Below are 21,955 nucleotides of genomic sequence, written 5' to 3'. Positions count from 1 at the left end.
CCAGACAGGATTGACCAGCCCCAGCAGAGCGGCCTTGTCTGGCACCGCCACGCTCGGGCTTTGGTCCGCCATTCCCCCGCGCCAATCCCCGTGCCAAGACCGCCACGGCTTGGCGCTGCGGCCCGCGGGACAGACGGCCTGCGCCCGATACCCCGTTTCCTCCGCATTTCCTCCGGCCCTACCCGAGATCGCCACCGCCCCGCACGTGGTCCGGTTCCATCCGGTCGGGAAAGCTCTTGCCGCCAGCCGCATTCGGGGCTGGCTTTTCCACATCCGGTTCCTGTCGCCTCAATGCGGCAGACCGGGAGATGAAACCATCTCCCGGCCCGTCGGAGGTACCACTTAAAGGAAACATCCCGGGCGGAGGACCCGGAACATACACTCAGTATGCGGCTTCGAGGATGGCAATCACCTCCTGCAACGAGGCCTTGCGCGGATTGGTCAGCATGCAGGCATCCTTCTGGGCATTCTGCGCCATCAGCTCGAAATCTTCCCGCTTCACGCCCAGCTCTTCCAGTCCGGACGGAATCCCGACCGACACGGTCAGATCACGGATGGCATCAAGGCCGGCCCGCGCGGCAGTCATATCATCCATGCCTTCGGTATTGACCCCGAGCAGTTGCGCGATCTGCGCATAGCGTTTCGGAGCCGCGATCAGGTTGAAGGCGCAGACATGCGGCAGAAGCACCGCGTTACACACGCCGTGAGGCAGGTTGTAAACGCCCCCCAACTGGTGTGCGATGGCATGGACATAGCCCAGCGAGGCGTTATTGAAGGCCATACCCGCAAGGAACTGCGCGTAGGTCATCGCGTCACGGGCCTCGATATTCTGGCCATTGGCCACCGCCGGACGCAGATATTCGGAAATCAGCTTGATTGCCTTTTCCGCGCAGGCATCGGTGATGGGGTTGGCTTCCGTCGAGACGAAGGCCTCGATCGAGTGGGTCAGCGCGTCCACACCCGTGGCCGCCGTCAACGCGGCAGGCTTGCCTTCCATCAGGCGCGGATCGTCAATCGCGATCAGCGGCGTGCAGCGCCAGTCGACAATCGCCATTTTCACATGCGTATCGGAATTGGTGATGATGCAGAAGCGGGTCATCTCGGCAGCGGTGCCCGCCGTGGTGTTGACCGAGATCAGCGGCGTCATCGTCACCGTGCTCTTGTCGATCCCCTCGTAATCGCGGATATGGCCACCGCCCGCAGTCACCAGCCCGACGCCTTTGGCGCAGTCATGGGCCGAGCCGCCCCCGAGCGAGACGATAAAATCACAGGCCCCGCCCTGATAGGCCTTGACCCCGTCATGCACATTGAGATCGGTCGGGTTGGGTTCGGCCCCGTCAAAGACCACGGTCTCGATACCGACCTCGCCCAGTTGCCGGACGATCTGGTCGGCAATACCAGCGGCGACGATCCCCTTATCGGTCACTAAAAGCGCCTTCTTATAGCCAAAGGCCTTCGCGCGCGGGCCAACCTCGGCCGAAACACCCGGGCCGATCAGACTGACATTCGGAATGAAAAAGCTATAGGTGCGATCCGCAAGCTGCTTGAAAGACATAAATTTCTCCTCCCAGAGATTTTGCAAGGCGGCATGGGTCCTCCCCGCCTCAGGGATTATTTATGTTATAACGTAACCAATTTGAGCAACCCGATTTCCGGCATTTCAAAGCCCGAAAACCATACTCCCACCTGAAAACCGTCTCAGTTCCGAGACAGGGCGCGCGCAAGCACCCGCCTAGCGAAGGTCGAAACTGGTGATGGCCAAAGCGGTGCCCGGGGTCATGGCGGCCTCGGCAAGCGGCATCACATCCTTGGCCAGATGGCCCAACTTGCCGCGCAAGGCCGCCAGAGGTTCATCGCTGGCCAGTGCCAGCACCAGATAGGAAGTGTCGCGCGCCGGACCGACCCGTGTCACCGGCACCGCGAAATCGGCGCGATTCTCGCCAAAAAGACTGAAGCGCTGCAGATCCTGCACAACACCATTGGTGTCCACCAGCATCAGCACGACATACCGGCCCGAAGTGCCGCGCACCCCGCCCCGCAACCAGCCACCGCTTGCCGTCGTACTGGCCTCAAGCGAGACCCCAAGACGTGTCGCGGGGTAGTTCGGGCTATGGGCCACGAAATCGAGCGCCGCGCATTGACGCGGGTCGACAAGACGCCGCGTCTGCACAAGCGGGGCATCCCCGGTGCCGAACCCTTTGGACAGGGCGGCGCCATATTGCTCCATGAGGGTTTCCGAGGCGCCCAGCATTTCCAGCCCGAGCCCGCCCTGCAAGGTCCGCCGCGGCAGGGCCACCACGCAGTCGGGCTGCGGGGTCTCGCGGATTTTGCGGATCAGGTCGCCCGCAGCCAGGTCGATGGCCCGCGCGGCAACCGCCCCTGTCCCGTCAGGCCCGACCGTTTCGGCGGCATTCCCTGCGCCGCTGGGCTCTTGTGCCACATCCGGATCGGACGAGGGTTCGGGATCTTTCGCCCGCGACAACGCCGGATCTGCAGCCCCGTCCTGCGGCACGGGCAATGCAACTTCCGGCTCTGGCGCAGCAGGCGCCACAGCCGCCCCGCCCGCCCCCACGGCTTCGCCTTCGGCTGGCAACAAAGGCGACGTCCGCGAGGCAGGTTCCGCCAAAGCAACCGGCGGATCTTCGGGGGGCTGCTGTGTCTCTGGCGGCACTTTGACGGCATCCGATCCCGTTTCCGGCCCTGTATCCGGCCCAATATCCGACCCTGTATCCGGCACATTCTCGGGCCCTGCCTCAGGAGACGGCGTGTCCTCGGGCGGCTCCGGCATCGCGGTCAGCGCGGTCTCGGACAAAGGCGGCGATACGGCGGCGGGGTCGGTCGCCGGCATGGGAGCGACCTCGGGCATGGCGCCCTTCTCGGGGTCGGGCAGGCGCGTGCCCGCACCGGCATTGCCATTGGCGATCCCGTTGGAAAGGGACATCCCCGCCAGAGTATCGGTGTCCAGCCGCTGCAAACTGATCGTGAAGGCGGGCTCGGGCGTATCGGGCGCAGGCGCGGGCGCATAGGTCAGCGCCCACCAAAGTCCGCCCAAAGCCATGCCATGCAGGCTCAAAGCCGCCACACCGGCCCAAGCCCAATCGCGATAGACCCAGCGCCTGTTTCCGCCGGAGGAATAAGGCAGATAGCTCATGGCTGCGGCCCCGCCTCCGGTTGACTATGGACCGTCACCAGCACGATGTCATGGCCGCTCAGCCCCGGCAGTGCCAGCAGCGAGGTCAGCTCGAAAGCGGGCGCGGTCTTGTCGATCAGCACATACACATCCCCGACCGGCGCAAGCGCGCTGCCAAGCGCGTCGGGCGTCACCGGCGCATCATCCAGATACAGCCCGCCATCAGGACGTTTTTCCAGCAGCGGTTTCGGCAGTTGCGTCACCGCCAGATCGGTGGTCTGCGACAGGCTGACGCTGCTGGGCGCCGCGCGGTTGAACAGCGCCCCAGTGGCCAGAAAGAACATGATAAGCAGCAGCACCACATTGACGATTGCCAAAGCCATATCGGGCTTTTCGCGCGCGGGGGCAGGCGGCAGAAGCGGGGATTTGCGCGCCATCAGCGACCACCTTCCGCATCAATGGCCAGCCGCACATTCTGCAGCCCCTGCGCGTGCAACCGCGCCATAACGGTCACCACATCCTGCACATGCGCCTCGGCGCGCGCCACCAGAACGACATCCGGCACCGGTTCTTGCTGCGCCAGCGCCTGTGCGAGAGCGTCGATCTGGGCGAAGGGGAAGTGCTGGCCATTGGTCTCGACATCGCCCGCGCCGATACGCCAGAGCTGCTGGTCCTGATCACGACCTCGCGCCGGTTGCGCGCCCCCCTGCCCCGTGCCGGATGCGGTCATCGTCTGGCCACCCGCCCCCGAGGCACCGCTGAGCCCCAGCAGCGAATAGGGGGTCAAGCCCGAAGACAGCATGAAGAAAATCAGAAGCTGGAACATCGTATCCGCCAGAGGCGTCAGCGCCACGCGACGCGTGCGGCGCGGCGGAGGCGGCAGAAGGGGACGAGCCGCACACATCGGGCCTTATCCCTTATGCGCCGGATCAACCCGCCCGTAGATCGCCGCGGAGATCAGCGCCTCGGCCATGATCCGTTCCTGATCGATGCGGCTTTCGAACCATGTGGTGATGAAACTTGCCACCAGCGCCAGAGCCAGCCCCGCCGCCGTGGTCGTCAGCGCCGTCCAGATCCCTCCGGCAAGGCTGGCCGGATCGGCCATCCCCTGCGTGGCCGACAGCGTGGCGAAGGCGTCGATCATGCCCAGCACCGTGCCCAGAAGCCCCAGCATCGGGGCCGATTGCACACAGATATCAAGGAAGCGCATGTACCGCCCCATCCGCGCCAGTTCGACAAGCGCGGTCTGGCGCCCCAGCTCTTCGGCAAATCCGGTATCGCCCGGGCGGGCCTGAAGCCCCGAGATCACTCCGGCCAGAATACGCCCCAGCACGGTCTTCTGGGTGCGCGCGGCGGTAACCGCCTCGTTGACGCGCCCCGCAAGCCACAGATCCAGCGCGGCCTCTGCCTTATGCCCCCCGCCGACGCCCATCTTGCGGAATTGCGCCAGTTTGCGAAGGGCCACCGTCAGCATGGCCAGAGACAACAGTCCCAAAGCCGCAAAAACAGCGAGTGAAAGCGGAGAAAGAAGCTGTGACATGGCAACCTTGTCAAAATCAAATCGAAATAGGTATGGCAGGGATCTGGCACAAAGGCCCGAACGTCTCTGTGCCGACCTATCATAAGCTATAGTAACATGGCCAGCCCGATCCGCCGCAGAGCGCCGATCGGCTGCCTGTCTCTGCCGCTTGCTCTTCGTACATCATGTCTGACACTTGCGCAAAAGCCGCCCATAGGTAGCCGTCCTGTCTGTCGCGAGGCGCGGATCATGGCGGCCTTGGGCTTAGACACGCGCCACGGTCCAATCAGCGGGAGAGTGCATGGCGGCAAACTCCGGATCAGCCAGACCCAGCTTGGGCAGCAAAAGCTGATAGGTTCTGGCCTCCCCTATAGGACTAGGCACGCGGCATCAGGCGTCCAGAACACAACCGAAACATGAACCGCACGGATGCCACCATGCGGAGGATCCGCCGCAACGATTGACAGTTTCTATCCTATATGTCTGACTGGCTTATGATTTTAAGAACCAGGTAGCGCAAAATGTCATTTGATACGGCTGAGGAACACACGCGCGGCCAAGTCGCGTTGGAGCTTGACGTCGCGCAGAAAGTGAATTTTGCATCCTCCCAGAATGGCGTTTCCGTGCTGAAGAAGGTTGCGCTGCAGAACCTGACAGATGTGCCGCTGGAGAAGCTGACCCTCGAGCTGTCCTGCAGCCCCGGATTGATCCGCCCGAAAATCTGGACGGTGGACCGGTTGATGCCCGGCCAAAATCAGCAGTTGCCTGACCTTGAAACGCCGCTTGATACGCAGCTCCTTGGGGGGCTCAACGAGGCGGAACGGGGGGAGCTGCGATTTGTCGTCAAACAGGATGGGGCGGCGCTGCTCGACGAATGCCATCCGATCGAGATGCTTGCACGTGACGAATGGGGCGGTGTTGGCGACATGGCGCATCTGCTGGCAGCTTTCGTCTCTCCGAATGATGCGGTCGTCGCAGCTGTCCTGAAAGACGCCGGGCGGCTGCTGGAAAGTGCTGGGCAGAGCGGCGCGATGAATGGCTATCAATCCGGCGACCCGTCCCGATCATGGATGCTGGCAGGGGCGATCTGGTCGGCGGTCACGGGTATGGGGCTGACTTATGCGGTCCCGCCTGCAAGTTTCGAACTAAACGGCCAGAAGATCCGCGATCCCGGACGGATCAAATCCGAGGGTCTGGCGACCTGCCTCGACACGGCCCTCCTACTGGCGGGCTGTTTCGAGGCAGCGGGCCTCAATCCGGTTGTTCTTTTCTCCGAAGGCCACGCCTGGACCGGTGTCTGGCTGACCGAACGCGACTTCGGAAGCATCAGCGAGCCTGATGTGATGACAGTCCGCAAAGCTATCGAGGCGCGTGAATTCGTGGTCATGGAAACCACCTTGCTGACGCATCGGCCCAGCGTGGGATTCGAGCAGGCGGTTGATACGGCGCGAGATCTTGTCTCGGAACGAAATGAACATAACTTTGTCATGGCGATCGACATCCGGCGGGCGCGGGCCGCGCGCATCCGCCCGCTTGCCAGCCATCGCTCCGCACCGGAGGCCGAAGCCGAGGAGGTCGTTGCAAGTCCGGCGGCTTTGCCACGACCGCTTGATCTGGGGCTTCTGCCGGGCGAACTGATCGAGGAGGCCGCCTCGACCCCTGCGAACCGGATCTCGCGCTGGCAACGCAAGCTGCTGGATCTGTCCTTGCGCAACCGGTTGTTGAACTTCAAAGACAGCAAGCAGACGCTTCCCTTGCTCTGTCCCGATGTCTCGGCGCTCGAGGACCAGCTGGCAGAGGGCAGGAAGTTCCGCGCGCTTGCGCTCAAGGACGAAGATCCGGTCGGCACGCGTGACCTTCTGGCAAAAGACGAGCCCAAGCTCCTTGAAGAAGTGGCGAAGGACGCGTTTGCCAAGGGCCAGATTGCGGTACCACTGACGGGCAGGGAAAGCGAGCGTCGGCTGCTGGAGCTGCACCGGCGTGCCAAGAGCGACCTGCAGGAGGGCGGCACGAACACGCTGTTCCTTGCGGCAGGCTTCTTGCGCTGGAAAAAAACCGAAGGGGATACCCGCAGCTATCGGGCGCCGCTCCTTCTGGTGCCGGTGAAAATCTCGCGTAAGTCTGCCCAGTCGGAATTCGTGATCGAACATCACGAAGATGACGTGCGCTTCAACACTACCCTGCTGGAGTTCCTCAAACGGGACTTCGACCTCAAGGTGCCCGAACTGGAGGGCGAACTGCCGCGCGACGAGAGTGGTTTCGACCTGCCGCGTATTTTCGAGATCATGCGCCGCAAGGTGCGCGATGTTGCGGGGTTCGAAGTGGTCGAGGATCTGGCGCTCTCGACCTTCTCTTTCGCCAAGTTCCTAATGTGGAAGGATCTGGTCGAGCGCACGGATGGCCTGCGTGAAAGCGCCTTGGTGAGGCACCTCGTCGACAACCCGACAGAACCGTTTCTGGCCGAAGGGGCGCCCGGGTTACCGGTTGCGGTTGATGTGGACCGCAGGCTTGCGCCGCGTGATCTGTTCACGCCGCTCCCTGCGGATTCCTCGCAGCTTGCAGCGGTTCTGGCCGCGCAGGAGGGGCATGATTTTGTCCTGATCGGTCCGCCGGGAACGGGCAAGAGCCAGACGATTGCCAATATCATTTCTCAATGCCTTGCCATGCAGAAGACCGTTCTCTTCGTGGCGGAGAAATCGGCCGCGCTGGATGTGGTGCAGCGGCGTCTCGCTTCGCACGGACTGGGCGATGCGGTGCTGGAGTTGCATTCCAACAAGGCCGACCGGAAATCGGTATTGGCGCAACTGGGCCGCAGCTGGGCGCGGGCGAGCAGTGCATCGGAAGCCGAGTGGATCAGGGTGACAGATGACCTGACGGTCACCCGCGAACAGCTGAACGCCTATGTCGCGGCCTTGCATGCAAAGGGCACGCAAGGCTTCAGCGTGTTTCAGGCCATCGGAAAAGCCGCTGGTCCGGCACAACCGTTCAGCCTGTCTTTCGCCAATAAAGACGCGCATGATGCACAGAGCTACATGCATTTGCGAAAGCTGTCCGAGGCGCTTGGCCGCTGCCATGACATCATTGCAGGCCGTGCGCCGCTGCCGCTGATCGAGGCGGCGGAATGGTCCTTCGGCTGGCAGGCCGATCTTCTGGAGCGAGGCGCGAAACTGAGCCTCGCGACCCAAGAGCTGTCCGAGGCGGCAGAGGCGCTTGCGCATCAAGCGGGGCTGGCGTGGACAGGTGCGGGCGATACGTCAGAGCTTCAACCGCTTGTGCTTCTGTCGTCGATCCCCGAAAGCGGTGAGGATGTCAGCTGGTCGCTCAAGCGCGATGTCCGCGAGCTACAGGCTCAGACAGAGGCGCTTACGGAAAACCTTACCGCCTACAGGGACGCCGCCGCGCGGACGTCCGGGCGATATCCGATGGATCGGCTGGACAGTATCCCGCTGGATCAGCTTGATGCCAACTGGCGGCTCGCGCAGACCAAGATGTGGCCGTTCTCGGCCTTTGCCAAATCTTCGGTTCGCAAGCTATTGCAGACCTATGCCGAGGGGGGCAGTGCCGATCCGCAGACCGATATCGTCGCTTTGGCCGATGCCAAACGTTTCAGGGCCGGTATTGAAGCCACGCCACTCAATGGGTGTCCTGTGGTCAAAGGCGTGCAAACGGATACCGCACAGCTGAGCGCATGGGTCGATCAAGCGCGCGCGTTACACGCGGCTATTGCCCAAGTCGCGCCGATGGTCACCGATCCCGTTCGGTGGGATCTGGCCTGCCAGAGCCTTGCGAGGGAAAGCGGCGGCCTGAGAGACGCGATCACGTTCTTCCGGCACAGGCAGGGTGTGTGGAAGGAACATGCCGATGCCTTCGCGCAGATCGCGCAGGTATCGCCCGACGGTATGGCGCTATCCGATGTGCTGACAGCTTTGCAGGTCATTCAGGACAACAAGGCGCATCTACAGGACTGGACCCGTTGGGTCGAAATACGGGCGCAGGCCACGGGCGCGGGGCTTGAGGCGCTGGTTCTGGCTGTGGAAGAGGGGCAGATCGAGGACGATATCGAAGCTGCCTTCACCTCTGCCTATGCGGCGTGGTGGTTGCCTCAGGCCATGGATGCCCAGCCCGAGCTGCGCGGATTCTCCCACTGGTCGCATGAGGATGCGATCAAGCGCTTCAGGGAGCTGGATGATCGGGCGACCTCCATGGCGGCGGATCAGGTTCTCTCCCGCATCCAGCACGGGTTGCCCGCGCAAGATGCTGTCGCGCGCCGCTCGGAACTGGGCACATTGCGCCATCAGCTGGGGCTGCAACGGCCCAGCATGCCGATCCGGGAGCTGATCTCGGAAATGCCCGATGCCTTTACCAAGCTAGCGCCTTGCGTGCTGATGTCGCCGCTTTCCGTGGCGCAATATCTGCCTGCGGGACAGGCCGCCTTCGATGTGGTGATTTTCGATGAAGCCTCCCAGATCACCACTTGGGACGCGATCGGTGCGATCGCACGGGGCAAGCAGGCGATCATTGTCGGAGATCCGAAACAGTTGCCGCCTACGAATTTCTTCGGACGCAGCGATGCCGGAGAGGAAGATCTGCCAGAAACAGAGCGCGATCTGGCCTCCATTCTGGACGAGGTTGCCGCAGCAGGGATTCCGACTCAGCAGCTTGACTGGCACTATCGCAGCCGGGACGAGGCGCTGATCGCCTTTTCCAACTGGCATTATTATGGCGGGCGACTGGTGACCTTCCCTTCTCCGGCGACGGTGTCGGACGCGGTGCAACTGCATCAGGTGGAGGGTGTCTACGGGCGGGGCATGGGACGGACCAACGAGTCAGAGGCCCGCGCGATTGTCCGCATGACGGTGCGCCGTCTCAACGAATGGCTGCGCTGGCCGGAAGAAGAGCGGCTGACGCTCGGGGTCATCACCTTCAATGCCGAACAACAGGGTCTGATCCTCGATCTTCTCGACGAGGAACGCCGCAAGAACCCCGATCTGGAATGGTTCTTCGAGGATGCGCGCGAAGAGCCGGTTATCGTGAAGAACCTCGAGAACATCCAAGGCGACGAGCGTGATGTCATGCTGTTCTCCATCACTTTCGGCCCCGATCATGCGGGCAAGCTCTCGATGGCTTTCGGGGCGCTCAACAGTGACGGCGGCGAAAAGCGTCTGAACGTTGCCGTCACGAGGGCCAGAGCCGAGCTGCATGTTTTCGCCTCGATCCGCGCGGACCAGATCGACCTGACCCGGACCAAAGCCATTGGCGTGAAACATCTCAAAGGCTTCCTCGATTTTGCGGCCCGCGGTCCGGTGGCACTTCCGGCGCAGGATGATGGCTCGCTTGGTCCGGTCGAGAATGTCTTCGAGGCCGCGATCAAGCTGGCGATCGAGGCCAAGGGATGGGAGTTGCGTCCGCAGATCGGCGTCTCGGGCTTCCGGATTGACCTTGGCGTTGTGCATCCCGATCACGCGGGCGTCTACCTTGCAGGGATCGAATGCGATGGCGCGACCTATCACGGCTCGGCCACAGCGCGGGACCGTGACAAGGTGCGGCAGGCGGTGCTGGAGAATCTTGGCTGGACGATCTTCCGGATCTGGTCGACCGACTGGTTCCGCAACCCTGCCACTGTGGTCGAGCGTATTCATGCCGCACTGAGCGCGCATCTCGAGGCGGATCGCGCCAGACGTGCGGAAGACGAGGCCGAACGTGAGGCCAAGTTTGTGGAAACGCTGGAGGAAGAAGACACGGACGTTGATGCGGACGAGAGTAACAAAATCGTCTCCGCCGAAACGCCGGTGCCGCAAGAGGTCAGGACATCCCCCGCACCCGCCCGTCAGCCGCCGAAATTTGCCAGCGGCGCGCAGGCAGGTATCGTGGAGCCCAATGATGCGACCGAGATCATTCCCGATCCAAGCAGGTTCTATGATGCCGATTACATTCCCATTCTCGAAAAGATGATCGCGGAGATCGTCGGGCAAGAGGGACCTATGCCAGTGGCCTTACTCGGCAAGCGTGTGTCGGGGCGACATGGCTGGCAACGGACAGGACGGCGGATCTCCGAGCAAGTGTCCGCAGCTCTTGGCCATGTCGAAATATATCGCGAGGGAGACGTTGATTTCCTTTGGGTCTCCGGCACGAAGACCGACAGGCTGGCATTCCGCGCGGGGACGGATCGCGCGATCCGGGACATTTCCCGGGCCGAAATCGCCGAACTTTACGAGCGCCACGCAACCGAGTTGAGCCAAAGCGAAGATCCGGTGCTCGATCTCGCCCGTCATGCGGGGATCGCGAGACTTTCGGCGGATGCGCGTTCGTATCTTCTGACATGCCTAGAATGGCAAAGGGCCACAAGGCTTTAAGGCCGCAGACCATCGGGGAGGGTCCACAACTTTGTGTATCGGCCCCGATCCGTGCGGTTTGGATGCAAGGGCGTCGAAGCGCCCGCCACAGGATGGCTAAAGGATTGCGCGGGTCTGTGGTGAACGGCAGTCCCGACATACTGCAGCTTGGTGCAAATCGGCCGTAGAGTGGAAGGCATCGCGACCTTCAGGCACAGCCAAAACGGCTAGTGGAAACCGTCGATCGCTAGCGATAAACGCCGATAAAATAGCCCGGCTCGGCATCCGCCTGGGCGGCGACAGGTTTGCGCATTTCTGCTGCCTCACGGGGCGGGGCGGCATATGCGTAGGGCACAACCGTTGAAAGAGGCGCCCCTTCCGTGACGGGATAGGCTTCGGGCGCACGCGCTGGCACAGGTGCCGCGCGCAGGGCGACAGACCCTGTCGCCGGTGAAGGGGTCGCAACGGGGCGGTTTTGCGGCAAGCGGACGGGCGCATCAGCGGCGGGGGCAGGCATGGCATCGACAGATGGCAGCGCCGCCTGCTGCGGGAGCGGCACGCGCGGCAGGGTGCCTGCTGCGGGCCGTACGGCTCCGGCGCTTTGCCCCTCATACCGGCCAAGTTCGTAGCGGGTGCTGCGCTTGACTTCGGGCAGGGCCGACGGCGCGGCAAGGCTTGGCGTGGCCGGTGCCTGCGTGCCATGCCAGACGGCCAGACCGACACCGCCTGCAACCGTGCCGCCAATCAGAAATGCCGAAACCACAATAAGTTTAATCATCTGTCGAGCGTAACCCAGAATACGAAAAGCCGATAGGCAAAAATCATTACTCGGCCGCCTCATCAGGAGCAGGATGCAGATGAATCGGTGTCACCCGCACCGAGACCTGTTGCCCCGTCTGCCTGATCTCGGCCAGCAGTCCCGGCATGATCTTGGCGGCCTCTGCGCCATCCTGCAGCGTCGCCAGACCCACAAGCGCCTGCGTGCTGGCGATGCTCAGCACAAGCTGCGTCTGTGCCTGCCCTGCCGCGCCGGTCGAAAGGGCAAAGGCCAGATCCTTGCCCGTCAACCGCCCGCCAAGATTGTAGATCTGTCCCTCGGGCGTCACCAGCCCGACCCATGTCTGGGCCTGCGGATCCGCCTCGAGCGTGGCCCGCAGGGTTTCCCCGGAGGCGATATCGTCATTGGCCACGGTCAGCGCCAGATCAGGGCCCGGACGGGCCTGCATCTCGCGGGCGAAATCCAGCACAGGGCATTGTGCATCGGTAATACGGGCATCAAACCGCCCCGGTGCCGCACCGAATGTCTTCGCATAATCGGACACCAGATCCGGTGCCGGCAGAGTGGTGCCCGCATCGGCCGTCGACAGCACCGACAGCACCCCCGTGCGCGGACCGGCGGTGAGACGATGGGCATAAAAACAGGCCGGAGCCGACGGATAGCTGGCCAGAAACGCATCGCGCGTGCCTGCCTCGCGCGGGGCCAACCCGTTAGCGGCCTCGGCCACAGCCCCCGTCCCTGAGGCCTCCATCTGGCCCTGAGGCCGCAACCAGCCGCTTTGCCAGCCCGCAAAGCCCAGCACAGCGGCAAAAACCACCCCCATCAACAGCACAAGCCGCCGCGGCAGCGGGTCGCGTTTGCGCTTCGGAGCAGACGCCTTGTCCATGCCCGACCGCTCGGGCACAGGGGCCTCGGGCGGGAGCGGCCCCTGCAAGCCGGGCGGCAGGCTCAGACCGGCCACGGGGCGCGGCTGGGCGGGGGCACGCAAAGCCTCGATCTTGGCCAGAAGCGCCTCCATCGAGGCCGGACGGTCCGCCGGATCGGGGGCCAGCATCTGCCGCAGCAAAGGTTGCAACCGCAATGGCACCGCACTGATATCGGGCACCTCGGCACGCCGCTCGATCGCTTCTTCGATCGTGGCACCCATCTGCAACGGCTTGCCCTGCAAGGCCGCAATGACCAGCAGGGCCAGCCCGTAGATATCGGCGCGCGGTCCCGCATCGCCGCCATAAAGGCCAAGCTGTTCCGGAGCCACATATTTCAGCTTGCCCGCAAACTGGTTATCAAGCTGGCGGTCGCTCTGGATAGCCGAGTGCGCGATCCCGAAATCGATCAGCCGCGCCTGTGCGATATCACCGCCCGGCAGCATCACGTTATCGGGCGAAAGATCGCGGTGGATCACTCCCAGCGCATGGGCGGACCCCAAGCCCCCCGCAAGCCGTTCCATCAGAGTCAGCGCCGCTTCCGAGCCAAGCGTGCCACGGCTGACCACGTAATCCGACAGCGCGATCCCGTCGATATATTCCATGACAAGGAAATACCGGTCGAGTTGCGGGTCCTGCACGTAATTGTAATAGCGCACGATGGCCGGATGGGTCAGCTGGCGCAGCGTGCGGGCCTCGCGGCGAAACAGCATGGCGGTCTGCTCGTGCTCGGCCAGAACCGACAGCACCAGCTTGATGGCCACCGGATCCCCCGTCCCGATCTCCACCCCGCGATAGACCGAGCCCATGCCTCCGGCCTTCAGCTCGGCGGTGACGCGGTAATTGTTGTTGATCAGCGTCCCGATCTTGAGATCGGCCTGCCCTGCGGATGGCTTGGCCGAAGGGGCGCCCGCTGCCGCCCCCGTATCGAAGCGTGTCGCCTCCTCCGTCGCGGGCGCAAAGGCGAATTGCGTGCGCTCGTCATCGCCTTGCGGCACAGGGGCCTGCACGACCGGAGGCTGCGGAACGGAGGCCTGCGCAGCAGACGGCAGGCCCGCCAGACGGGTCGCATCCTCATCGCCCTGTGGCGGATCGGTCGGCATATGCGGAGGGCGGGTCATACGGGTTGGGTCGTCTCGTCAAACATGGTCGGGCTGCAGCTTATCACAACCACCGTCACATTATCGCGTGCCCCGCGCGCCAGAGTCTCGCGGATCAGCTGGTTGCAGGCCGCCTGCGGCGGATAATCGCGCACGATGGCGGCAATCTCGCGATCGGCCATATGCTCCATCAACCCGTCCGAGCACAGCACGAACAGATCCCCCGCCCTGAGCTTGCCCGAAACAATGTCGCATTGCGGCTCGGCGGTGACACCGATCGCGCGGGTAATGACATTCTTGCGCGGGTAGCTACGCGCGTCTTCGGGGCGCAACTGTCCGCCGTCCAGCATGGCCTGCAACTCGGTATGGTCGCGGCTTTGCTGCACCAGATGACCCTCGCGCATCAGATAGGCGCGGCTGTCTCCGGACCAGACGACAAACCAGTCCTCGCCCTGCACGAGGAGCGAAACCACCGTCGAGCCGATGGTCTGCCCGCCCAGTTTGACCGCATGGCTGCGGATCGCCTGATTTGCCCGCACCAGCCGTTCCATATACCGCGCCTGCAGATCCTGCTCCGAGGCCGCCACCCCGACCGAGCCGAGTTCCTGCACGATCATGCCACTGGCATAATCCCCCGCCGCATGGCCGCCCATACCATCGGCCACCGTCCACAGACCGAATTCGGGACGGCAGATCAGACTGTCCTCGTTGATCGACCGGCGGCAGCCCACATCGGTGGCGGCACCCGTTTCGAAACAGAATACACCATTGCTGAAAAAACCGTCCATCCCCACCGTCTCCTGCCCTTACGCCGCCTCCGGCATGCCCCCCAAGAGCCAACCCATCACCCGCGCATCGGGCATCTGCGGTCCGGCAATCCACTGGGCCGCGCGGCCCGCCTCCCCCTTCGTCCAGAAATGGACCCGCGTCAACATGGCGCGCTCGCGCTCGACCGTCGCAGCCGAGCGCAGCAGCGCCGCAAGGTCGCCCTCGGGGTGATGCGCCCAGACCTGTGGCCCCTGACTGGCTTTCGCAGCCTCGTCGGGCAAGGCCAGATCAAGCCCGTGCAACAGTGCCGCAGCCCCCTGTCCCGGTTGCGCCTTGTCGAGATGCGCCGAGAACCTGTCCCACAGGCTCTGGTCCGAGGCGGGGTCGGTCGGGGCGGGCAGATCCGCCCCCTGCGTCAACAGCAGCAGCGGGAACCGCCGCCCCACCTTGTCATGGGACGGCCGCAGAACCCCCGCCAGCGTCTGGCCGAAATGGCCGCGCCCGACCCAGAACCGCAGCTCTTGCGCACGGTCCCAAAAGGCAGGCCAGTCATTGCCCATCTCGTCACGCAGCCCCCCCAAAGAGGCATCAAGCCACTGGTTGAGCGCCTCGACAATCGAGGCCCCCAGCCCTGCCTGCAGGAAATCGCCATAGCCCGGATGCTTGCCCAGAAGACCTATCGGCGCGGTGTTCAGAACGGATGCCTCCTGCATGGCTTACTCCACCGAGACGGGACAGGTGAATTCGGACAGTTCCGGCATGAGGAACGGCACCGTGGTGCTGTCGAATTCGAAGCGATAGGTGATCGAGCGCCCGCCCACCTGCTCTGCGACATTGGCGACATTGCCATTGATCTTGACCACGCCATTGCGCAGGAACGACACGATATCCCACCGCCCGTCATTGAAGTTCAGCGCGGAATTGCCCCCCTCGCTTTGCGGATAGAGGCTGAGATTGACCCCCGAGGACTGCCCCGGCCACACCATCTCGGCGGCTGTCGAATTGGGCTGGGTGCGCAGTTGCTTGCCATTCATCGTCAGCACTGCAAGCTGCACCGAAGGGCTGGAGCTGACATGGGTGATCGACATCGACACTTCCGGCTCGGACGAACCGGAGGCAAAAAACGCCATACGGATCGCTTCGGCCTGCGAGAAAGAGCGCAGGAGTGCGGGCGACAGACGCTGCCCCAGCGCATTGTCGGGCGCGGGTTCCAGACCGTTTTCACCACGGCTGACATAGGGTTGCAGATAGGTGGTGAAATAGCGGTCCATCCGCCCTCCGGGACCGAAGAACTGCCCGAAAATCGCAGGCGACACATGGCGGCCATTTTGCGCGAAGGGGAAATAGGGCGCGATGAATTCGCGGCAGAAGGCCCCCACATCATCATTCAGCGCACGATTGAGCTGGCTGACTGTCGCATCCTGCGCCACCGAGGAGAATTCGCGCTCGACCCCGTTGAGCATGGTTGCCAGCGGCTTGGGCAGGGCCGAATTGTTCATCGTCAGCGTCGCAAGCTGCTGGCGCAGCATGGTTTCATCGGCCGGGGTCGGTGCCAGTGACGCATTGCGCCGGTTCTCGCGCAGCGCCTGCAGGTTCGACAGAACCACGTCAATCGCGCGCCCGCCCTGTTCGCCGTCCAGCAGACGGTGCCAGATCGCGAAATCGCCGCTGATACGTTCGACCTGCGCGCGCTGGCTGTCATCGGTGGCCGAGGCCCCGCCCGCGCTTTGCGCCCGGGTCTGGCTCTTGCCGGTCGAGCTGGCGCGCAGCTGGTCCATCACCACGCGCTGGAAGACCCCCGACCCCGCATAGATCTGGTTGAAGGCCGTATCGCCCAGAGCCGCCCCCAGATCGCCCCCGCCTGCGGCCATCTGCGCCGCCTGTTCGGGGCTGAGGGTATCGAGCTTGTCGTAAAGGCGGCTCAAACGGGTCTGGCGGTCCACCTCTTCGACAAGGCGCAGCAGCGGCGAGTTGACCGACGACCCCGCCACGGCCAGTTTATCATAGCGCGGCGGGTCCGCCGACATCCGCTGCAGGGCCAGACGTGACAACACGTTGTTCCATGCCGCATCGAATTGCTGGCGATACATGCGATGCAGATCGCGCGACAGCGACCCCAACTGACGCTGGTAATCCACACGGTCGGCGGCATCGCCCAGCACCCAGCGATCTTCTTCCAGACGCGCGCGCGCATTCGTCAGCTCGTCAAGGAAGAAGCCCCAATAGCCCTCGAACGTATACAGACCGGGCACCACAAGCTGATGCAGGTCGGTGCCGTCATTGGTGGTCAGCACCTGATCGACCTGCCCGCCAATGGCATCGGCCAGCCCGAAGGCCGTCTGCCCCGAACTGATGGCCCGATCCTTGATCGAGGCATAGGCCTGCTCGGCCAGCGGCAGGTTGACAATGGCATCGCGGGCCTTGGTCACGATGGCATTATCGATACCGATCAGGTCGGTACGGTCACCATCGAGTTGCAGCATGGCTTGCAGATGGCCCATAAGCTGGTCATGGATACGGGTCTCGCCGGGGGCGGAATATCGCGCGCTCCACAGATCGTCGAAATAGCTCTCGACCGCTGCCATATCGGACGATTTCGCAGGCCCCTGCCCGCCCAGCAACAGATAGACCTTCAGCGCCCGATAGACGCCGGCGGTATTGCCGTCGGCAATCAGTTGCGGAATGGTGTTTTCAAGATAGAGCACCAGACGCGGGCGCAGCATCCGCTCCAGCCCGTCGGAATAGGCGCGATTGGCCGCCTGATGCAGCTCGCTCCAGCGCGACAGACCCATATTCTCGATCAGCGGCGGGGCGGTCTTGTCGGCATAGCCCGCGCGCATATCGCGCAGACGCTGCAATTCCGGCAGAACGGGTGCCGGATCATCGTCCGAGATCACCGTCTTCGACAGTTCCTCGCGAGCGGTATCGGCATAATCGCTGGCATCCACCTGCGCCGCGCGCAGCTGGTCGGCGCTTTTCCAGAACGCATAGCCAAAGCCTGCCATTCCCAGAAGCGTCACCACCGAAATCAGCGCCAGCCCGCCGGTATGCAGGATCTGGCGGCGGCGCACGGCCTTGCGGTCAAAGCCCACCCAGTCGCGCTCGGCAAAGATCACCTTGCGCAGAAGGTCATGCAGGAAATAGCTCTTGCCCTTGCCCGACATGAAAGCGGGACGGAAGCCCTCGGACTGGCTGTCACGCGCCATCGCCCCCAGCACCTGATCGACGGGCGTACCCTCCTGTGTGCCGGAGGTGAAATAGAAGCCGCGCAGGATCGCCGCCGATTTGTAGCGCGTCGGTTCAAAGACCAGCCGCAGGAATTCGGCCATCTTGTCGCGCAGCATCTCCATCTGCCCCGGCAGGCCGAAAATCGCGATCCGCGAGGCGGGATCGGGCTCTTCTGTCATGCGGTCCACGACCTCGTCGCTCAGCCGCGTCAGCAGCGCGTCAAAGGCGGCGGGCACCTCTTCATGGGTGGCGGCCTTGCGGTCGCGGGTCTGGAAGGTATGCCCCCAGACCAGCTTGCGCCGCGACTGCGAGAAGGACCCAAAATATTCGCGGAACCCCGAGATCAGGTCGGCCTTGGTGAAAATCGCATAGACCGGCACATCGATGCGCAGGGTCTCGTGCAGTTCGGCCAGACGGGCACGTACGGTCTCGGCATGGGCCTGAAGACTATCCTCGGTGGCGTTCATCACGTCTTCCACCGAAAACGCCAGCATCACGCCATTGACCGGCTGGTCGGGGCGACCCTTTTTCAACAGGTCCAGAAACGCCTTCCATGAGGCCTGATCGGCCTGACGGTCGCTGTCTTGCGTGGTGTAGCGGCCAGCGGTGTCGATCAGAACGGCATCCTCGGCAAACCACCAGTCGCAGTTGCGGGTGCCACCAAAGCCGCGCGCATGATCGGCCAGACCGTCCTGCCCCGGAAACTCGATGCCCGAATTGGCCAGAGCGGTCGTCTTGCCCGCGCCGGGCGGACCGATGATGACATACCACGGCAGATCATAGAGATAGTTGCGCCCGCCCGATTTGCGCAGCTTGGCCATCGCCTCCTGCATGCGCTCGTTCAGCACCTTGCTGTCGCTGGCGGGGGCCGAGAACAGGCTGTCTTCCAACGCCTGCGCCTTCTTGCGCCGCTTGCGCCAGCGCAGGAACCAGACAAGCCCCACCACCGCATATAGCAGGGCGATCACCCCGCCGCGAAGCCAGGGCGAGGCCAGAAGATCAAGGCCGGTCATCACAAAGCCGAACCAGATCGCCAGCCCCGCGCCCACCAGCGCCAGCGCGATCATCACACGGCGCACCCATTTATGCCGGAAGCCGGACGCCGTCGCGCGGGCTGCCTTTTTCAGAAGAGAAAATGCCATCTCAGTCCTCCCGCGGGATCATGATCTCGACCCGGCGGTTACGGGCGCGGCCTTCAGCCGTCTTGTTATCGGCCACCGGATCGGTCGCCCCTTTACCTTCGGCGCTGATACGGGCGGGGTCTTTGACCAGCCCCTCGAGCACACCGGCAACGGTCTGCGCCCGCGCCTCGGACAAGGCCTGATTGGTCTTGAAACGCCCGCGGCCCGACATCGGCACCGAATCCGTATGACCCACCACGCGGATCGGCCCGTTTTCCTTATCCAGCGTCTGCGCAATCGCGCCCAGAAGCGGCATCACCGATTGCGTATCGGCCAAGGTCTCGCGCCCTGTGGCAAAGCGCAGTGCATCGCCCACGCGCACCAGAACCCAATCTGTGCTCTGCGTCACCTCGACCCGCCCCGCATCGATTTCGGATTGCAGCGCATCGCTGATCCGCTGCATCTGGGTCGAGCTGGCCTGATAGGGGGTCACCACGGGCTCTGTCCGCTCGATCGTGACATCGGGGATCCCGCGATGCAGCGCCAGAACCTGATCGCGCACCGTGGCAGACTGGCGGGTCAAAAGCGTGGAAAGCGTCGCAAACAGCGCCACCAGCATCGCACCTGCAATCAGCCCCACCACCCAGACGGGCGTCGCGCCGCGCTGGCGGCGGCCATGCATCGGCACGCCCTCCCAAGCGGGCGAGACATCATCATCGGGGCGCGGGCTGACACGGCGCAGGGTCTCGTAGATAGCGGCGCGGATACGCGCCAGCTCGACCGAGCCATTGGGCAGCGTCCGGTACTGGCCTTCGAAGCCAAGCTGAAGACAGCTCAGCATCAACTCTAGCAGATTGAAGCTCTGCCCCGGCACCTTCATCGCCTCGTCGACCTTCTGGAAGAAGCCGACACCCGAGGACCGCTCGCCAAAGAAGCGCGCCACCATCGAATATTGCAGCCACATGCCACGGTCGGCACCGGGAAGGTTCTGCACGATATCATCGGCCGTGGCCGAAAGCGCATATTTCGCATCGCGCACCTGCGGCGCGGGCAGGCCACGCGCCAGGGCCCGCGTCTCGAAATCATCGATCGCGCGGGCGACATGGTCCAGCAGCGGGCCGGATTGCATCTCGACCAGCCCCGTGCGCAGACGGCCCAGCAGGATGAGAAGCCCCGTGGCCTCGGCCAGAAGCGGGTTCGAGGCCGCTCCCTCTCCGCTTTGCCGTGCCGAAGCGCGCAGTGCATCGGCCAGCGCGATGCGCGGGGCCACGCGCGCGGCCTGCGCCTGTGGCTGGTTGAGATCGGGAAACATCCCCGCGCCTTCGGGCCGCGCACCGGTATCGGGCTGGTAAAGCGGCTGGCCATAGGGAGTGGCCGCAGGCTGCTGGGGCGGCAGATAGGGGTTGGGACCGGGCGGGTTCTGCCCGGGATAGCCGCCTTGGGGCACGTGCTGCGGTGGTTGTGGCGGCACCGGATGCCCCCAGCCCTGCGGGGGCTGAGGCGCAGGATAGGGCGGCTGTTGGGGGGACGCGGCAGGATAACCCTGCTGCGGCTTCAGCGCCCCGCCAAGCCATGTGTCATCCTCGCGGGCGGGCGGCTGGGGCGCCGCCGGTCGTCCTGCATCCTTGCGCGGCGGGAAAGAGGGCAGCGGCTGCCCGAAGACGGTCTTATCGTCATCATCCGACATCAGGCGCTCTCCGGTACGGCCCAGAGTTCCAGCTTCAGATCCGGCCAGTTACCGGCAAAATGCATCCCGATCGCGGGCGCGGTCGAGAACTCGCGCCAGAGCTGGGTGGATTTGTCCAAAAGAAAATAGACGTTGGTGGACACAACGCGGATCTGCCGCGGCGGATTGGGCAGATGCACCAACCCGATACCGGGGAGGTTGTTGTTGATGATGGTCTTCATCTGGGTCGAGGGCCCGACCTTGCACAGCTGAGGGAACTGGCTTTGCACCTGCGTCAGCGGCAGCCCCGAAGAGACCTCCAGCACGAAGGTCGCCTGCGCGAAAAGCGAGCGGTCATTGACAAGGGCGGCGAAGGAATTGGCGCGCACCTCCTGTAGCGGCAGGCGCACCGCACGGCCCACATCGCGCGCCAGAAGACGCTGGATATCCGAGACCACGGGCTGGAAGCTTTCATTGGGCAGATCATGTTTATAGCCGCCGTAATCGCGCGCATGGCGGTCGCCCTGATCAAAGGTCGTCAGCTCGCCGGCCAATGCGATCAGCCGTTCATACAGCCGCTCGGGATGGACATTAGCCATGGATTTCAGATGCCGCAGCACCGGAAGCTCGCGGTTGAGCACCATCAGCATCAGATAGTCGCTGGCCTGCATCCCCCCGCCCGACGTCGGGTCCGAGGCATAGCGGGCCAGCGTCTCCAGCTTGGCCTCGATCCAGCCGATCACACGGCTGAGATAGCCATCATAGGCCGGATGCGCAGGCAGGCGCAGCGCCGAGGGCGGCACGCGGTCATCCAGCGTCACGATGCCGTCGCGCAGCTCCAGCACGCGGCCCAGACGGATGTTCTGGTAGCCCGGACGCGGGGTCTTGCGGATGGCGATCTCGAGGCGCGGATGGGCCACTTCGATCACCTGTTCGGACCGGCTGGCGGACTGGTTATCGACCACGGTATCGCTGTCGAGCACATAGCGCGTGCTGGCATCCTTGGCCTGAGGCGCGATGTCCTGACCATTGATCGCCGCATCGGGCAATGTCAGCCAGATATCCAGCCCCGCGCCATCCTCGGGCACCTCGACCGCCAGCGGCAGGGGCGAGACCCCCGGCGCATCGAACGGCGTGCCATCCGGCATGATGCCGGAAACCTCGGTCAGCCCGATCTGGCCAAGCTGGGCCTTGTCACGATCCAGCCGCAGGGTCGCAATCCCCCAAGGATAGGGGCTGAGCACCCCCACACGCGCGCGCGTCAGATACTCGTGATAGCGATCTGCCTGCTGCAGGTGGTGCGGCTGCAGAAACAGCCCCTCTTTCCATGCGACCTTACTGAAAAGTGACATCGTCCCGAAAGCTTTCTTCCAAAGGTGCGACCAGCAAG

13 protein-coding genes are annotated in these 21,955 nt (G+C 63.9%); 1 reads left to right on the top strand and 12 read right to left on the bottom strand.

Annotated features, from left to right (window positions below; translation table 11 throughout):
• Nucleotides 1-382: 382 nt before the first annotated feature.
• The 5 genes from WDB86_RS15590 to WDB86_RS15570 form a co-directional block, all read right to left on the bottom strand.
• Nucleotides 383-1,555 carry an iron-containing alcohol dehydrogenase gene (locus WDB86_RS15590; protein ID WP_339109545.1) on the bottom strand — a complete coding sequence of 391 codons (1,173 nt, stop codon included), beginning with the start codon at nt 1,553-1,555 and terminating at the stop codon, nt 383-385.
• Nucleotides 1,556-1,732: 177 nt separating this feature from the next.
• A complete protein-coding gene (locus WDB86_RS15585) occupies nt 1,733-3,151 on the bottom strand; it encodes a hypothetical protein (RefSeq protein WP_341485683.1) in 1,419 nt (472 codons plus the stop codon).
• Complete coding sequence (locus tag WDB86_RS15580; RefSeq protein WP_341485682.1) at nt 3,148-3,567, bottom strand: biopolymer transporter ExbD; 420 nt, start codon at nt 3,565-3,567, stop codon at nt 3,148-3,150. The genes WDB86_RS15585 and WDB86_RS15580 overlap by 4 nt, the downstream gene beginning before the upstream one ends.
• On the bottom strand, nt 3,567-4,034 hold the full coding sequence (locus WDB86_RS15575) for a biopolymer transporter ExbD (protein WP_330647207.1): 468 nt from the start codon (nt 4,032-4,034) through the stop codon (nt 3,567-3,569). Before WDB86_RS15575 ends, WDB86_RS15580 begins: the two co-directional genes overlap by 1 nt.
• Before the next feature lie 6 nt (nt 4,035-4,040).
• Nucleotides 4,041-4,670 (bottom strand): MotA/TolQ/ExbB proton channel family protein, encoded by a 630-nt coding sequence (locus WDB86_RS15570; RefSeq protein ID WP_330647208.1) that lies wholly within the window; start codon nt 4,668-4,670, stop codon nt 4,041-4,043.
• Between the two features lie 500 nt (nt 4,671-5,170).
• Here WDB86_RS15570 and WDB86_RS15565 point away from each other — a divergent pair, with 500 nt between their 5' ends.
• Nucleotides 5,171-11,002, top strand: a complete 5,832-nt coding sequence (locus WDB86_RS15565; RefSeq protein ID WP_341485681.1) for a DUF3320 domain-containing protein — start codon at nt 5,171-5,173, stop codon at nt 11,000-11,002.
• A 226-nt stretch (nt 11,003-11,228) separates the two neighbouring features.
• Here the strand turns inward: WDB86_RS15565 and WDB86_RS15560 are convergent, their stop codons facing one another.
• Genes WDB86_RS15560 through tssK form a run of 7 tightly spaced genes read right to left on the bottom strand, consistent with a single transcriptional unit; the run spans nt 11,229 to nt 21,917 of the window.
• Entirely contained in the window at nt 11,229-11,759 is a 531-nt protein-coding gene (locus WDB86_RS15560) for a hypothetical protein (protein ID WP_341485920.1), read from the bottom strand.
• A 46-nt stretch (nt 11,760-11,805) separates the two neighbouring features.
• Nucleotides 11,806-13,803 carry a serine/threonine-protein kinase gene (locus WDB86_RS15555; protein WP_341485919.1) on the bottom strand — a complete coding sequence of 666 codons (1,998 nt, stop codon included), beginning with the start codon at nt 13,801-13,803 and terminating at the stop codon, nt 11,806-11,808.
• Nucleotides 13,800-14,570 (bottom strand): protein phosphatase 2C domain-containing protein, encoded by a 771-nt coding sequence (locus WDB86_RS15550; protein ID WP_330647212.1) that lies wholly within the window; start codon nt 14,568-14,570, stop codon nt 13,800-13,802. The genes WDB86_RS15555 and WDB86_RS15550 overlap by 4 nt, the downstream gene beginning before the upstream one ends.
• A gap of 18 nt (nt 14,571-14,588) precedes the next feature.
• Nucleotides 14,589-15,263: a type VI secretion system-associated protein TagF gene (tagF, locus tag WDB86_RS15545; protein ID WP_330647213.1), complete on the bottom strand. Its 675-nt coding sequence runs from the start codon at nt 15,261-15,263 to the stop codon at nt 14,589-14,591.
• A 3-nt stretch (nt 15,264-15,266) separates the two neighbouring features.
• Nucleotides 15,267-18,920, bottom strand: a complete 3,654-nt coding sequence (gene tssM / locus WDB86_RS15540; RefSeq protein ID WP_330647214.1) for a type VI secretion system membrane subunit TssM — start codon at nt 18,918-18,920, stop codon at nt 15,267-15,269.
• A gap of 1 nt (nt 18,921) precedes the next feature.
• Nucleotides 18,922-20,586 carry a type IVB secretion system protein IcmH/DotU gene (gene icmH, locus WDB86_RS15535; protein ID WP_341485918.1) on the bottom strand — a complete coding sequence of 555 codons (1,665 nt, stop codon included), beginning with the start codon at nt 20,584-20,586 and terminating at the stop codon, nt 18,922-18,924.
• Nucleotides 20,586-21,917 (bottom strand): type VI secretion system baseplate subunit TssK, encoded by a 1,332-nt coding sequence (gene tssK, locus WDB86_RS15530; protein ID WP_330647216.1) that lies wholly within the window; start codon nt 21,915-21,917, stop codon nt 20,586-20,588. Before tssK ends, icmH begins: the two co-directional genes overlap by 1 nt.
• Between the last annotated feature and the right edge of the window lie 38 nt (nt 21,918-21,955).

Origin of the sequence: Thioclava sp. GXIMD4215, assembly GCF_045291555.1 — a bacterium.
GTDB lineage: Bacteria > Pseudomonadota > Alphaproteobacteria > Rhodobacterales > Rhodobacteraceae > Thioclava > Thioclava litoralis.
The sequence above is the reverse complement of the archived record's forward strand: the minus strand, read 5'-3'. Positions and strand labels throughout refer to the sequence as shown.

Bases quoted from the DNA above. Each gene is read 5' to 3' on its own strand.
- tssK (WP_330647216.1), bottom strand. From the start codon at position 21,917: ATGTCACTTTTCAGTAAGGTCGCATGGAAAGAGGGGCTGTTTCTGCAG.
- WDB86_RS15580 (WP_341485682.1), bottom strand. From the start codon at position 3,567: ATGGCGCGCAAATCCCCGCTTCTGCCGCCTGCCCCCGCGCGCGAAAAG.
- WDB86_RS15565 (WP_341485681.1), top strand. From the start codon at position 5,171: ATGTCATTTGATACGGCTGAGGAACACACGCGCGGCCAAGTCGCGTTG.
- tagF (WP_330647213.1), bottom strand. From the start codon at position 15,263: ATGCAGGAGGCATCCGTTCTGAACACCGCGCCGATAGGTCTTCTGGGC.
- icmH (WP_341485918.1), bottom strand. From the start codon at position 20,586: ATGTCGGATGATGACGATAAGACCGTCTTCGGGCAGCCGCTGCCCTCT.
- WDB86_RS15585 (WP_341485683.1), bottom strand. From the start codon at position 3,151: ATGAGCTATCTGCCTTATTCCTCCGGCGGAAACAGGCGCTGGGTCTAT.
- WDB86_RS15590 (WP_339109545.1), bottom strand. From the start codon at position 1,555: ATGTCTTTCAAGCAGCTTGCGGATCGCACCTATAGCTTTTTCATTCCG.
- WDB86_RS15550 (WP_330647212.1), bottom strand. From the start codon at position 14,570: ATGGACGGTTTTTTCAGCAATGGTGTATTCTGTTTCGAAACGGGTGCC.
- WDB86_RS15560 (WP_341485920.1), bottom strand. From the start codon at position 11,759: ATGATTAAACTTATTGTGGTTTCGGCATTTCTGATTGGCGGCACGGTT.
- tssM (WP_330647214.1), bottom strand. From the start codon at position 18,920: ATGGCATTTTCTCTTCTGAAAAAGGCAGCCCGCGCGACGGCGTCCGGC.
- WDB86_RS15575 (WP_330647207.1), bottom strand. From the start codon at position 4,034: ATGTGTGCGGCTCGTCCCCTTCTGCCGCCTCCGCCGCGCCGCACGCGT.
- WDB86_RS15555 (WP_341485919.1), bottom strand. From the start codon at position 13,803: ATGACCCGCCCTCCGCATATGCCGACCGATCCGCCACAGGGCGATGAG.
- WDB86_RS15570 (WP_330647208.1), bottom strand. From the start codon at position 4,670: ATGTCACAGCTTCTTTCTCCGCTTTCACTCGCTGTTTTTGCGGCTTTG.